The organism is Rhizobium leguminosarum, from assembly GCF_004123835.1.
Taxonomy (GTDB): domain Bacteria; phylum Pseudomonadota; class Alphaproteobacteria; order Rhizobiales; family Rhizobiaceae; genus Rhizobium; species Rhizobium leguminosarum_M.
In genome coordinates, this window is record NZ_MZMU01000003.1 from 747,485 (window position 1) to 761,015 (window position 13,531).

The following is a 13,531-nucleotide window of genomic DNA, read 5'->3' on the forward strand; positions in this document are numbered from 1 at the left end:
AAATTAGAACAGGATTCAGATTTTAGGCCGAACGGGCCTAAAATCATCCTGTTCTAGCAGCGCCGGCCAAGCCCTAGTCAGGCATGGCACGTCAGGATTTCTTGTCGACCGGCGGCGGGGTGACGGGTGCCGGATCCGGCTGCTTCTTGTCGGCCGCCTTGGCATCGTCACTGACGGGAGGCAGGCCGTTGGCGACCTTGTCCTTGATCTTCGGGATCTCGGCAGCTTCGGGCTCGGAGGCGAGCGCCCGGTTCCACTGATAGACGGCCTCGAGCTTGCGCCCGACGCGCCAGTAGGCATCGCCGAGATGGTCGTTGATCGTCGCGTCGCCGGCCTTGATTTGTGCAGCGCGCTCCAGCTCGTCGACGGCATCGTCGAAGCGGTTGAGGCGGAAATAGGCCCAGCCGAGCGAATCGATGATGTAGCCGTCGTCAGGGCGAAGCTCGACGGCCTTCTTGATCATGCCGAGACCTTCGTCGAGGTTCCGGTTCATGTCGATCCAGGAATAACCGAGATAGTTCAGCACCTGCGGCTGGTCGGGATTGAGCTCCAGCGCCTTGCGGAAGTTCGGTTCCGCCTGGTCCCACTTCTTCAGCCGCTCATAGGCAATGCCGCGCTGGAAGAAGACGCTCCAGTTGGCGCGGCCGGGAATGGGGCCGATCGCATCGACAGCCTTGTCGTAATTCGTGGCCATCGCCTGGTAGTCCTTGGCGTCGGAGAGCACGCTGCCATAGGCGAGATAACTGCGGATGTCCTTCGGGTCGGAGGCGATCAGCGCCTGCAGGTGCTTGCGCGCCTCATCCACCTTGCCGCCCTGGGCAAGGGCAAGGCCGAGCTGCAGTTCGGAGATGCGCCGCATCGGCGAATTCTCCGGCACCTTCTTGTAGAGCGCGATGGCGCGGTCCATCTGGTTCTGCTTCTCGGCGATGCCGCCGAGAAGCACCAGCGTATCGGCGCTGTTCGGATCGAGCGCATTGGCCGTCTGCAGATAAAGCGAGACGATGTCCTCGGCGCCGTCGCGGTTCAGCGCGCCGCCAACCGAGAAGAGCACGCCGGCGGCACCTTCTTCGGCCGTCTTGACCTGCTGTTCCTGCTTCTCGTTCTTTTCGATACTGTCGCGCAGCGCGTTCAGCGGCGCATAGTTCGGCAGCAGGTTGTCGCCGACGGAAACGGCGTCGAGCGCCTTCTGCTTATTGCCTTGTGTTGCTTCGAGGCGGGCAAGCGCCATCACGGCGCGCATGAAGGTGTCGGGCGCAGTCGCGCCCCCTTCCTTGTCGAGCACGGCATCGTTCAGATGCTTGCGGGCGGATTTCACGTCGCCGATGGCGATGGCGATCGCCCCGGCATTGTAATTCTGGAAGATGCGGAACCAGTCCGGCCCCTTCATCTTCTCGACCATCGTCAGCGCTTCCTTGCCGCGGCCGGCACCGACGCGGGCCCAGGCAAGCAGCAGGTCGTTCATCATGCGGTCGAGATCGTTTGGCCCCTTATATTTCAGGATGGCCTCGGCGGACTTGTAGTCGTCGCGGCGCACGGCATCCATGCCGCGCACGATCGTGGTGATGCGCTCGACGGAAGGATCGCCCTTCAGGTCATTGGCATATTTGACGCCGTCCTTGATATCGCCATTGAGCAGCAGCGAGATCATCAGCCGCTGGCGAATCTCCGGATTGCCGGGCTCGATCTGCAGCGCCTTCTTGTAGAGTTCGATCGCCGTTTCATAGTCGTGATCGACATCGGCCGTGCGCGCGGCGAGAAAGGCGCCGGAGAAAGTGGTGACGCTGTCCGCATCGAAATGAACGGCCGTGCCGGCATCGTCTGTCTTGGCCGCATCCTCGGCGTTCGCGCCGCCGACACCGCTGAGCGAAAGGACAGCGGCTAGCGCTGCGCTCGTAAGAAGACGGATGGCAATTCTCTGCCGCATTAGGAAACCTTTCTTCGACAGCGTCCCGACAAATGGTGCCGGTCGCAAAATCAGTTGCGATCACTGATTCATAACAGGATGGCTTTTTTGAAGCGGCGCTGCAAGAAAATCAGCCGGCGATCAAGGACGTTTGATCAATTGACGCGCTCGATGCAGAAGTCGATCACTTCCATCAGGGCGGATTTCCAGACCGTATCGGGAAGCGGTGCAAGCGCATCGCGCGCGATCGTGCCGTAATGGATCGCACGGCCGATCGTGTCGCTGAGCGTGCCGTATTTGGTGATCAGCCCCAGCGCTTTTTCGAGGTTGGCGTCGGTGCTGTTGCCGGCCTCGATCGCATCGCGCCAGAAGGCGCGCTCGTCCTCGGTGCCGCGGCGATAGGCGAGAATGACCGGCAGGGTGATCTTGCCCTCGCGGAAATCGTCGCCGACATTCTTGCCGAGATCGGCCGCCTTACCGCCATAGTCGAGCGCATCGTCGACCAGCTGGAAGGCGAGCCCGAGATTCATGCCGTAGGATTTCAGCGCATTGCGGCCGGACCGGCCGGCCTCGGCGACGATCGGCCCGACTTCGGAGGCGGCGGCAAAGAGAGCGGCCGTCTTGGCGCGGATGACGGAAAGATAATCGTCCTCCGTCGTCTCCATGTTCTTGGCGACGGAAAGCTGCAGCACCTCACCTTCGGCGATCACGCAGGCGGCGGAAGACAAGACGTCGAGCGCATCGAGCGAGCCGACATCGACCATCATGCGGAAGGCCTGGCCGAGCAGGAAATCGCCGACCAGCACGCTTGCCTGGTTACCCCAGATCATCCGCGCCGTCGATTTGCCGCGGCGCAGATCGCTTTCGTCGACGACGTCGTCATGCAGCAGCGTTGCCGTGTGCATGAACTCGACGGATGTGGCGAGCTTGACGTGGTTTTCGCCGCGATAGTCGAACAGCGAGGCTGTGGCCAGTGTCAGCATCGGCCGCAGCCGCTTGCCGCCGGACGAGATCAGATGGTTCGCCACTTCGGGGATCATCTGCACATCGGAGCCGGCCTTAGACAGAATGAGCTGGTTTACTCGCTCCATATCCGCCCTGGTGAGATCGACCAACGGCTTTATGGATGCCAGTTTGTTTTTGCTTTCTTCAAGCGGTATGACCACGCCCAACGACCCGGACTCCTATTCAATCATTGCACCTGACAATAGAAAGGGGCGATGGACGCGGCAAGGGGTGAATTGTCGCGCTGGGCGAAATTGGAAGGAAAACGACGGCAATGCATGAGCTTATCCGCGCCAACGACCCCGTTCTACTCTCTTATGCCGAGAGTTTGATGAAGGATGCCGGAATTCACTGCTTCATCGCCGATCAGGGCATGAGCGTGCTGGAAGGCTCACTCGACATGCTGTCGCGCCGCCTGCTGGTGGATGAGGAGATGGCCGATCAGGCGCGCCGCATCCTTACCGATGCCGGTCTCGGCGGCGAGTTGCGCGAGCGGAAGTGAGCTCCGATGACCGCCACTGACACCATCGATGCCTTTCATCGCGGCGGCTTCCATGTGGTGCAGCCGAAGGGCAGGGGCCATCGCTCCGGCATGGATGCGATGCTGCTCGCGGCTCTGATCGCCGACGATCGCCCGGTCAGGGTTGCCGATCTCGGCGCCGGCGCAGGCGCTGCCGGCCTTGCCGTCGCCTCGCGCCTTGCCGATGCAGAGGTGGTGCTTTTCGAGCGCTCGGCCGAGATGGCCGATTATGCCCGCCGCAGCATCCTGCTGCCCGACAATGCCCATGTCGCGGGCCGCGTCAGCGTCGTCGAGGCCGATGTGACGCTGACCGCCAAGGCGCGCAACGATGCGGGCCTTACCGATGAGAGCTTCCACCACGTCATCATGAACCCGCCCTTCAACGACGCCGGCGACCGGCGCACGCCGGATGCGCTGAAGGCCGAAGCCCATGCGATGACCGACGGCCTGTTCGAAAGCTGGATCCGCACGGCGGGCGCCATCATGATATCAGGCGGGCAATTGTCGCTGATCGCCAGGCCCCAGTCGATCGCCGAGATCGTCGCCGCCTGCGGCCGGCGCTTCGGCGGCATCGAGATCACCGCTATCCATCCGCGTCCGGGTGAAAACGCCGTGCGTATCCTGGTGACTGGTATCAAGGGATCGCGGGCGCGGCTGTCGCTGCGCGCGGCCCTCATCATGCACGAAGAGGGGAGCCACAAGTTCTCCCCTCTGGTCGATGATTTCAACAATGGCCGGGCGGCCTATGCCAGGCTTTAGACTGGTTTAGTTCCCACGTAAGTCCTGGGAAAACCGCTTCCCATTTTCCTGAATTGCTTCAGCCGGTGACGAAGTCGAAGAGCAGCTTGACGTTCAGCCCGGCGATCACGATCGCGATCAGATAGGCAATGCCGCTCAGCCAGCGCGGCGCCACGAGTTCTCCCATCTTGGCCTTGTTGGCGGTAAACATCACCAGCGGGAAGACGGCGAAGGAAAGCTGCAGGCTGAGCACCACCTGGGTCAGGATCAAAAGCTCCGCCGTGCCCTGGTCACCATACCAGATGGTGACGATCGCCGCCGGCACGATGGCGATGGCGCGGGTAATCAGGCGGCGCACCCACGGCTTCAGCCGGATCTTGAGGAAGCCTTCCATGACGATCTGGCCGGCAAGCGTCGCCGTCACCGTCGAGTTGAGACCGCAGCAGAGAAGCGCGATGCCGAATAGCGTCGGTGCGATGGCGAGGCCGAGCAGAGGCGACAGCAGCGAATAGGCATCGCCGAGTTCGACGACGTCGGTCTTGCCGTGCGCATTGAAGGCGGCGGCAGCCAGGATCAGGATCGAGGCGTTGATCAGAAGCGCGAAACAGAGCGCCACCGTCGAGTCGATCGTCGCAAAGGTCAGCGCCTCCCTCTTTTCGGGAACGGTGTGGCCATAGGCCCGCGTCTGCACGATACCGGAGTGGAGGTAGAGATTATGCGGCATGACGGTCGCGCCGAGAATGCCGAGCGCCAGATAGAGCATCTCGGGATTGGTGACGATCTCGGTCGTCGGGAAGAAGCCGGTGAGGACGGCGCCCCATTCCGGGTCGGCCAGCAGGATCTGCACGCCGAAGCAGATTGCGATGACGCCGAGCAGCGCGATGATGAAGGCTTCCACCCAGCGGAAGCCGAGCTTCTGCAAGAAGAGGATCACGAAGACGTCGAGCGCGGTGATCAGCACGCCGAGTTCGAGCGGGATGCCCATTAAGAGGTTGAGGCCGATCGCCGTGCCGATCACCTCGGCGATATCGGTGGCGATGATGGCGATTTCCGCAAAGGCCCAGAGCGGCAAGGAGACGTATTTCGGAAAAGCGTCGCGGCAGGCCTGCGCGAGATCGCGGCCGGAGGCGATCGCCAGGCGCGCGCAGAGCGATTGCAGCACGATCGCCATCAGGTTGGAAAGCAGCGCGACGGTGAGCAGCGCATAGCCGAATTTCGAGCCGCCGGCGAGCGAGGTCGCCCAGTTGCCGGGGTCCATGTAGCCGACGGCGACCATGTAGCCCGGCCCGGCAAAGGCTGCCGCCCTTCGCCACACCGAGCTGTGACGCCCGGTTCCGACGGTGCGGTAGACATCCGACAGCGATGCTTCTCCGCGTTCGTGGCGCCAGCCGCCCTTTGTATTCGGATTGAGCACGTCCATGCGATTTCTACCTGTTTTATCGTGCATCGCACTATGACGAGTTAGAATGATAATGCAAGTCATTCGCAACAACAAATTCAAACCCAATGTTTTCAGGAACGCAGCCATTGCGTTTGTCGTTCCAGCGCATACATGGGTGACGATCGTGCGACCTGAAGCGAAGGATGGGAAATGGCCGGATTCTTGAGAAAACTGCTGCCGAAACGGTTCCGCAAGGACGGCATCACCATTCCGGTCGTTCGCCTGCAGGGGGCGATCATCAGCGGCGGTGGCCAGTTCCGGCCGACCCTCAACCTCGCCAATGTCTCGCCGGTTCTGGAAAAGGCCTTCGCCATGAAGGACGCACCGGCGGTCGCCATCTCCATCAATTCGCCGGGCGGCTCGCCCGTCCAATCGCGCCTGATCTTCACTCGCATTCGCGAGCTCGCCCGCGAGAAGCAGAAGAAGGTTCTGGTCTTCGTCGAGGATGTCGCCGCCTCGGGCGGTTACATGATCGCGCTTGCCGGCGACGAGATCATCGCCGACGCCACCTCCATCGTCGGCTCGATCGGCGTCGTCTCCGGCGGTTTCGGCTTCCCCGAGCTCTTAAAGAAGATCGGCGTCGAGCGCCGCGTCTATACGGCGGGCGAAAACAAGGTGATCCTCGATCCCTTCCAGCCGGAAAAGGAAAAGGATATCGAGTACCTGAAAAGCCTGCAGCTCGAAATCCATCAGGTCTTCATATCCATGGTGCGCGAGCGTCGCGCCGGCAAGCTGAGGGACGATGCGGCGGTGTTTTCCGGCCTGTTCTGGAGCGGCACGCGCGGTCTGGAGCTCGGCCTGATCGACGGCCTCGGCGACATGCGCCAGGAATTGAAGCGGCGCTACGGCCAGAAGACCAAGCTGGAGCTCGTCACCGCCGGCCGCGGCCTGTTCGGCCGCCGGATTCCCGGTGTATCGCCGGTCTCGCTCGAAGGTGCCGCATCCGGTCTCGCGACGGGACTTGTCGAAGCGGCGGAAGAGAGAGCATTGTGGAGCCGGTTCGGGCTTTGAGAGGAGCAAGAGAGGGGCATGGCACAGCTTATTACGATCCTGGTCCTGGTTTTCTCAGCCTGGTGGCTGTACCGCCGCTTCGTCTCCGATGCCCGCAAGCTCGCCGAAAAGTCGCGCCGCGCTGAAAAGGAGCGCCAGACCGGCGCAATCGGCACGCTGGTCAAGGACCCGGCGACGGGAGAATACCGGCTGAAGCGCGATGGAGAATAAAATTAAGAGCACAAATTAAAGGGCGTCGCCACTGCTCTGCCCCATCCGGCATCCTAGACCCCTCCCCAACCCCTCCCCACAAGGGGGAGGGGCTTAACTTGCCGCACCCGCTTTCCAGATCTTCGACGTTTCGGGAGGAGCGAGGCGGGTACTCCGGGTTAGTCCCTCCCCCTTGTGGGGAGGGGTTGGGGAGGGGTTTTAGATCTCTCCGCCACCGCAAAAGTCTTGACCCCCGCCGCCCTCCATGGCACCTGTCGCGCCGATAAATCCCACGCAATCGGTGCCGTTCGATGTCAGCTATCCCCGACCATATGAACCCGAAGCGCTCCTTCCAGGCGCTGATCCTGACCCTGCATAACTACTGGGCGGACAAGGGTTGCGCGGTGCTGCAGCCCTACGACATGGAAGTCGGCGCCGGCACCTTTCATCCGGCCACCACGCTGCGCGCCCTCGGCCCCAAGCCGTGGAAGGCGGCTTACGTCCAGCCGTCGCGGCGCCCGTCCGACGGCCGCTATGGCGAGAACCCGAACCGCCTGCAGCATTATTACCAGTACCAGGTCATCCTGAAGCCGAACCCGCCGAACCTGCAGGAGCTTTATCTCGGCTCGCTGGCGGCGATTGGTCTCGATCCGCTGCTGCATGATATCCGTTTCGTCGAGGACGACTGGGAAAGCCCGACGCTGGGCGCCTGGGGCCTCGGCTGGGAGTGCTGGTGCGACGGCATGGAAGTCTCGCAGTTCACCTATTTCCAGCAGGTCTGCGGCATCGAATGCTCGCCCGTCGCCGGCGAACTGACCTATGGTCTCGAACGCCTCGCCATGTATGTCCAGGGCGTCGACAATGTCTACGACCTGAACTTCAACGGCCGCGACGGCGACGAGAAGATCAGCTATGGCGACGTCTTCCTGCAGGCCGAGCAGGAATATTCGCGCCATAATTTCGAATTCGCCAATACCGAGATGCTGCATCGCCATTTCGTGGATGCCGAGAAGGAATGCCGGGCGCTGCTCGATGCCGGCGCCCCCGGCGACAACGCCAACCAGCGCCTGCACAAATGCGTCTTTCCGGCCTATGACCAGTGCATCAAGGCAAGCCATGTCTTCAACCTGCTCGATGCCCGCGGCGTCATCTCGGTCACCGAGCGCCAGAGCTACATCCTGCGCGTGCGCACGCTTGCCAAGGCCTGCGGCGAAGCCTTCCTGCTGACCGACGCCGGCGGCGTCAACCTCTCCAAAGAGGCGGCGTAACGCAACAGCTCGCCAGCCGTATCGTCCATAAAAACGGCTGGTCGGGCACCCCGAATCCTCGGGAATATCCGGCGTTTGACGGCAGCCGGCAAAACCGCTTAGTGTCCGCCCGGACATTACTTCGCTGCGGGGGATTCGCGATGTATATTGCGCTTGGCGTCATCGTTCTGGTCGCTCTCTATCTCATCTTCGTCTACAACGGCCTGGTTCGCGCGCGGCAGATGGCGGAAGAAGCCTGGTCGGGCATCGACGTCCAGCTCAAGCGCCGCGCCGACCTGATCCCGAACCTGATCGAGACGGTCAAGGGCTATGCCGCCCATGAAAAGTCGACGCTTGAAGAGGTGGTTGAGCTCCGCAACAAGGCGCAGGCCGTGCCATCAGGCGATGTCGCCGGCAGGGCGCAGGTGGAAGGGCTGCTTGGCCAGGCGCTCGGCCGGGTCATCGCGCTCGCCGAGGCCTATCCGGATCTCAAGGCCAACCAGAACTTTGCCGAGCTGCAGGCCTCGCTGGAGACCATGGAAGGCGAATTGCAGATGGCGCGGCGTTATTACAATGGTGCGGCCCGCGACCTGAACGTCAAGGTCGAAAGCTTCCCGTCCAATCTCGTCGCCGGCCAGTTCGGTTTTTCCAAGCGGGAATATTTCGAAATCACCAACGAGGCCGACCGCGCCGTCCCCACCGTGAAATTCTGACGATCCGGCATTTTGCCTTTGCCAGAAAGCGATTAAGAGCAAGGGCAGATCGCGGCGCGCTTTAGGGTCGCCCTATGGACGGAAGAACAGCATGACACGCACAGCCAAACTCACCATCATCCCGCCGGGCAGGCCGCTTTCGGGCCGCGCCATGCCGCCGGGCTCCAAGTCGATCACCAATCGCGCGCTGCTGCTCGCCGGCCTTGCGAAGGGTACCAGCCGGCTGACCGGGGCGCTGAAGAGCGACGATACGCGTTATATGGCCGAAGCGCTGCGCGCCATGGGTGTTGCGATCGACGAGCCTGACGACACCAGCTTCGTCGTTACCGGCACCGGCAGGCTGCTGCCGCCGAAAGCGCCGCTCTTCCTCGGCAATGCCGGCACGGCGACACGCTTCCTGACGGCGGCCGCGGCTCTGGTCGACGGCACCGTCATCGTCGATGGCGACGAACATATGCGCAAGCGCCCGATCGGGCCGCTGGTCGAAGCGATGCGCACGCTCGGCATCGACGTCACCGCCGAGACCGGCTGCCCGCCGGTCACCGTCAGGGGCACCGGCCGCTTCCAGGCCGACCGCATCCGCATTGATGGCGGTCTGTCCAGCCAGTATGTTTCGGCGTTGCTGATGATGGCGGCCGGCGGCGACCGGCCGGTCGACATCGAACTCGTCGGCGAGGATATCGGCGCGCTCGGCTATATCGATCTGACCACGGCGGCGATGAAGGCTTTCGGCGCCAAGGTTGAAAAGACCAGCCCGGTCACCTGGCGCGTCGAGCCGACCGGCTACCGCGCTGCCGACTTCATCGTCGAACCCGATGCTTCGGCCGCGACCTATCTCTGGGCCGCCGAAGTGCTCACCGGCGGCGCGATCGATCTCGGTGTTCCCTCCGACGCCTTTTCGCAGCCGGATGCGCGCGCCTACGATATGATCGCCCGTTATCCGCATCTGCCGGCGGAGATCGACGGCTCGCAGATGCAGGATGCCGTTCCGACCCTTGCCGTGCTTTCCGCCTTCAACGAGACGCCGGTTCGCTTCGTCGGCATCGCCAACCTGCGGGTCAAGGAATGCGACCGCATCCGGGCGCTCTCGACCGGACTCAACCGCATTGTTTCAGGCCTTGCCCGCGAAGAGGGCGATGATCTGATCGTGCAGTCGGATCCCGCACTTGTGGGCCAGCATCTGCCGGCGGAGATCGACAGCTTCGCCGATCACCGCATCGCCATGAGTTTCGCGCTCGCCGGGCTGAAGATCGACGGCATCACCATTCTCGATCCCGATTGCGTCGGCAAGACCTTCCCCGCCTACTGGCGGACGCTGGCAGCACTTGGCGTGACCTATCAGGACAAAGATTGACGAAACACGCAGCCGAGGCTGCCGGCGGGGAGACAGGGATGGGGCGTCGGTTTTTCGGATTTTGCTTTGCACTGCTCTTGATGCTCGCCGCACCGGCGGTCTTTGCCGCCGAGGTGATCGACAGTTTCGCCTCCGATATCGCGCTCGACAAGAGCGGCGCGATGTCGGTGACGGAGACGATCACCGTCAATGCCGAGGGCAATCAGATCAACCACGGCATCTTCCGTGACTTCCCGCTTTATTTCACCGATGCCGCCGGCCGTCGCCGCAGCGTCGATTTCGATATGGTCTCGGTCCAGCGCGATGGCGAGGATGAGCCCTGGCACACCGAATCGATATCGGGCGGCATCCGCATCTATGCCGGTTCTGCCGATGTGACGGTGACGCCGGGCCGTCATCGATATGTCTTCACCTACAGGACCAACCGCCAGATCCGCTATTTCGACGATCATGACGAACTCTATTGGAACGTCACCGGCAATGGGTGGATCTTTCCGATCCGCTCAGCCACGGCAACGGTGACGCTGCCGCCTGACGTCGGCGCGACGGAGACGACCTTCTTCACCGGCCCCGAGGGCGCGACGGGAAGGAATGCCCGCGTCAGCGAGACCGGCGCCGGCCTGGTTTTTTCCACCACCGCGCCGCTCGATGCTCGTGAGGGCCTGACTTTCGCGATCAAGATGCCGAAGGGTTCGATCGATCCGCCGAGCGCGGATATGGAAAGCACTTGGTGGCTGAAGGACAACCGCAATTATTTTATCGGCTTCGGCGGCCTTATCCTCGTTTTGGCTTATTACACCCGATCCTGGTTGAAGGTCGGCCGCGATCCTGCGCGCGGCGTCATCGTGCCGGGCTGGGACGCGCCGGATGGTATTTCGCCGGCGCTGGTCAACTACATCGACAATAAGGGTTTCTCCGGTGAGGGCTGGACGGCGCTGTCCGCCACCGCGCTCAATCTTGCCGTCCGCGGTTACGTCAAGCTCGAAGACCTGAAGAATTCGATCGTCATCCAAGGCACCGGCAAGCCGCTCGGCAAGGAGAAATTCCAGGCCGGCGAGATCGAACTGTTGAAGGTTGCCGGCGGCGCCGGCTCGACGCTGACGATCGACAAGGCCAATGGCGAGCGGGTGAAGTCCGTCGGCCAGGCCTTCCGCTCGGCGATCGAGAAGGAGCATCGCGGCAAATATTACAATTCCAACCTGGCCTATACCGCAGGCGGCATCGCGCTCAGCGCAGCCGCCCTGGTGATCCTGTTCGTTTTCGGTTCGCTGGAGCCCGACACCATCGCGGTGATGCTGATCCCGATCGTCATCTCGGTCTTTGTTGCGGTGTTCGTCGCCGGCCTCGTCAAGTCGCTGCATCGCGGCAAGTCGCTGTTCGGAAAGATCATCGCCATCATCTCCGCCGCGATCGGCGTCTTCGTCGGCATCAGCATCCTGGCAACCATGGGGCTGGCGCTTGCCTCCTCGCTGGTGGAGCTGCACGAAACGCCGATGCTCTTTGCCGTCGGCGGCATCGTGCTCTTGAATATCCTCTATTTCTTCATTATGGGTGCGCCGACCCCGCTCGGCGCCAAGATGATGGATGGCATAGACGGCTTGCGGCAATATCTGACGCTTGCCGAGAAAGACCGGATGAACACGGCTGGCGCCCCGGAAATGTCGCCGCGGCATTTCGAGACGCTGCTGCCCTATGCGGTGGCGCTCGGCGTCGAAAAACCCTGGTCGCGCACCTTCGAAACCTGGCTTGCGGCAGCTGCCGCCGGCGCGGCGGCTGCCTATGCGCCCGCCTGGTATGCCGGCAACTTCAACAGTGGCAGCTTCTCCGATCGCATCGGCGGCTTTTCCTCTTCGATGGCCTCGACCATAGCGTCGACGATACCCGCGCCGCCGCCGTCGAGCTCATCCTCCGGTTTTTCCGGCGGCGGCTCCTCCGGTGGCGGTGGCGGAGGCGGTGGAGGCGGGGGCTGGTAAGCTTTCCCGCTTGACCTTTCGGCCCCTGGCCCTTAACCGCCAGACAGAAAAGGAAAGGGTGGCGCATGAAGGTTCTGTTGATCGGATCGGGCGGACGCGAGCATGCGCTCGCCTGGAAGCTGGCGCAATCGCCGTTGATGAGCGAATTCTACGCCGCACCCGGCAATCCCGGCATTGCCGAACACGCCATCCTCGTGCCCTTGAATATCGAGGATCACGAAGCGGTCGCGGCCTTCTGCAAGGACAAGGCGATCGATTTCGTCGTCGTCGGCCCGGAGGCGCCGCTGGTTGCCGGACTTGCCGACCGGCTGCGCGCCGATGGCCTGGCGGTCTTCGGTCCTTCCGCTGCCGCAGCCCAACTCGAGGGTTCCAAAGGCTTCACCAAGGATATCTGCGCCCGCTACGATATTCCGACCGGCGCCTACCAGCGCTTCAACAATGGACCGAAGGCGAAAGCCTATATCCGCGCCGAGGGCGCGCCGATCGTCGTCAAGGCCGATGGCCTTGCCGCCGGCAAGGGGGTGACGGTTGCGATGACGCTGGATGAAGCGCTGGCAGCTGTCGACGACTGCTTCGAGGGCGCCTTTGGCGCTGCCGGCGCCGAGGTCGTCGTCGAAGCCTATCTCGACGGCGAGGAGGCGAGCTTCTTCTGCCTCTGCGATGGCAAACATGCGCTGCCGCTTGCAACCGCCCAAGACCACAAGCGGGTGGGCGAGGGCGACACCGGCGTCAATACCGGCGGCATGGGCGCCTATTCGCCGGCGCCTGTGATGACTGCCGAAATGGTCGAGCGGACGATGAAGGAGATTATCGAACCGACGATCCGCGGCATGGCCGAGAGCGGTCATCCCTTCTCCGGCGTCTTTTTCGCCGGGCTGATGATCACCCGGAAGGGACCGGAACTGATCGAATACAATGTCCGCTTCGGCGACCCCGAATGCCAGGTGCTGATGATGCGGTTGAAGAGCGATCTCCTGCCGCTGCTGCTCGCCACCGCCAACGGCACGCTCGATCAGGTCAACGCCGAATGGAGCGACGATCCGGCACTGACGGTGGTCATGGCCTCGAAGGGTTATCCCGGCGCCTACGAGAAGAATACGCCGATCCTCTCCCTGCCGGATGCAGGCGAGGGCGAGAAGGTGTTTCATGCCGGCACGGGTCTGAAGGACGGTGCATTGGTTGCGACCGGCGGCCGTGTGCTGAATGTTACCGCGTCAGGCGGCACGGTCGCCGAGGCCAAGGACCGCGCCTACGCGCTGCTTGACAGGGTGAGATGGGAAAACGGCTTCTGCCGGCGCGACATCGGCTGGCGCGCGATCGAGCGCGAAACCGGCTCGGCGTGAGTATAAACCGGCCCGTTCTTTAAATTTTTACCCTTTCCCCTGACGGGATGGAAACAAAGCTGCGCTAATTTGCTCCGAAGATGAGACGGAGTAA

Annotated in this window: 12 protein-coding genes; 9 read left to right on the plus strand and 3 right to left on the minus strand. The window is 62.7% G+C overall.

The genetic code is table 11. The annotated features are described in order from the left end of the window. Window positions 1-91: 91 nt before the first annotated feature. Window positions 92-1,924 (minus strand): tetratricopeptide repeat protein, encoded by a 1,833-nt coding sequence (locus B5P46_RS07365; RefSeq protein ID WP_129418107.1) that lies wholly within the window; start codon window positions 1,922-1,924, stop codon window positions 92-94. Between the two features lie 134 nt (window positions 1,925-2,058). Further along, window positions 2,059-3,075 (minus strand): polyprenyl synthetase family protein, encoded by a 1,017-nt coding sequence (locus tag B5P46_RS07370; protein WP_129418108.1) that lies wholly within the window; start codon window positions 3,073-3,075, stop codon window positions 2,059-2,061. A 107-nt stretch (window positions 3,076-3,182) separates the two neighbouring features. On the opposite strand from B5P46_RS07370, the gene B5P46_RS07375 reads away from it, so the two are divergent. Both B5P46_RS07375 and B5P46_RS07380 read left to right on the plus strand, forming a co-directional pair. After that, entirely contained in the window at window positions 3,183-3,410 is a 228-nt protein-coding gene (locus B5P46_RS07375) for a DUF2007 domain-containing protein (protein ID WP_129418109.1), read from the plus strand. Between the two features lie 6 nt (window positions 3,411-3,416). After that, entirely contained in the window at window positions 3,417-4,187 is a 771-nt protein-coding gene (locus B5P46_RS07380; protein WP_129418110.1) for a tRNA1(Val) (adenine(37)-N6)-methyltransferase, read from the plus strand. Between the two features lie 58 nt (window positions 4,188-4,245). Here the strand turns inward: B5P46_RS07380 and B5P46_RS07385 are convergent, their stop codons facing one another. Beyond that, window positions 4,246-5,586, minus strand: a complete 1,341-nt coding sequence (locus tag B5P46_RS07385; RefSeq protein WP_129418111.1) for an Nramp family divalent metal transporter — start codon at window positions 5,584-5,586, stop codon at window positions 4,246-4,248. A gap of 171 nt (window positions 5,587-5,757) precedes the next feature. Between B5P46_RS07385 and B5P46_RS07390 the strand changes: the two genes are divergently transcribed. The 7 genes from B5P46_RS07390 (at window position 5,758) to purD (ending at window position 13,437) form a co-directional block, all read left to right on the plus strand. Next, the gene (locus B5P46_RS07390) at window positions 5,758-6,618 is read left to right on the plus strand and encodes a S49 family peptidase (protein ID WP_024321292.1); all 861 of its coding nucleotides are present in this window, start codon (window positions 5,758-5,760) and stop codon (window positions 6,616-6,618) included. An 18-nt stretch (window positions 6,619-6,636) separates the two neighbouring features. Next, complete coding sequence (locus tag B5P46_RS07395) at window positions 6,637-6,828, plus strand: hypothetical protein (protein WP_129418112.1); 192 nt, start codon at window positions 6,637-6,639, stop codon at window positions 6,826-6,828. A gap of 290 nt (window positions 6,829-7,118) precedes the next feature. Continuing rightward, on the plus strand, window positions 7,119-8,075 hold the full coding sequence (locus tag B5P46_RS07400; RefSeq protein WP_011650682.1) for a glycine--tRNA ligase subunit alpha: 957 nt from the start codon (window positions 7,119-7,121) through the stop codon (window positions 8,073-8,075). A gap of 140 nt (window positions 8,076-8,215) precedes the next feature. Continuing rightward, window positions 8,216-8,767 (plus strand): LemA family protein, encoded by a 552-nt coding sequence (locus B5P46_RS07405; RefSeq protein ID WP_129418113.1) that lies wholly within the window; start codon window positions 8,216-8,218, stop codon window positions 8,765-8,767. Between the two features lie 91 nt (window positions 8,768-8,858). After that, complete coding sequence (locus tag B5P46_RS07410) at window positions 8,859-10,121, plus strand: 3-phosphoshikimate 1-carboxyvinyltransferase (RefSeq protein ID WP_129418114.1); 1,263 nt, start codon at window positions 8,859-8,861, stop codon at window positions 10,119-10,121. 38 nt (window positions 10,122-10,159) lie between these two features. Further along, window positions 10,160-12,094 carry a DUF2207 domain-containing protein gene (locus tag B5P46_RS07415; protein ID WP_129418852.1) on the plus strand — a complete coding sequence of 645 codons (1,935 nt, stop codon included), beginning with the start codon at window positions 10,160-10,162 and terminating at the stop codon, window positions 12,092-12,094. Between the two features lie 65 nt (window positions 12,095-12,159). Continuing rightward, the gene (purD, locus tag B5P46_RS07420; protein ID WP_129418115.1) at window positions 12,160-13,437 is read left to right on the plus strand and encodes a phosphoribosylamine--glycine ligase; all 1,278 of its coding nucleotides are present in this window, start codon (window positions 12,160-12,162) and stop codon (window positions 13,435-13,437) included. Window positions 13,438-13,531 lie beyond the last annotated feature (94 nt).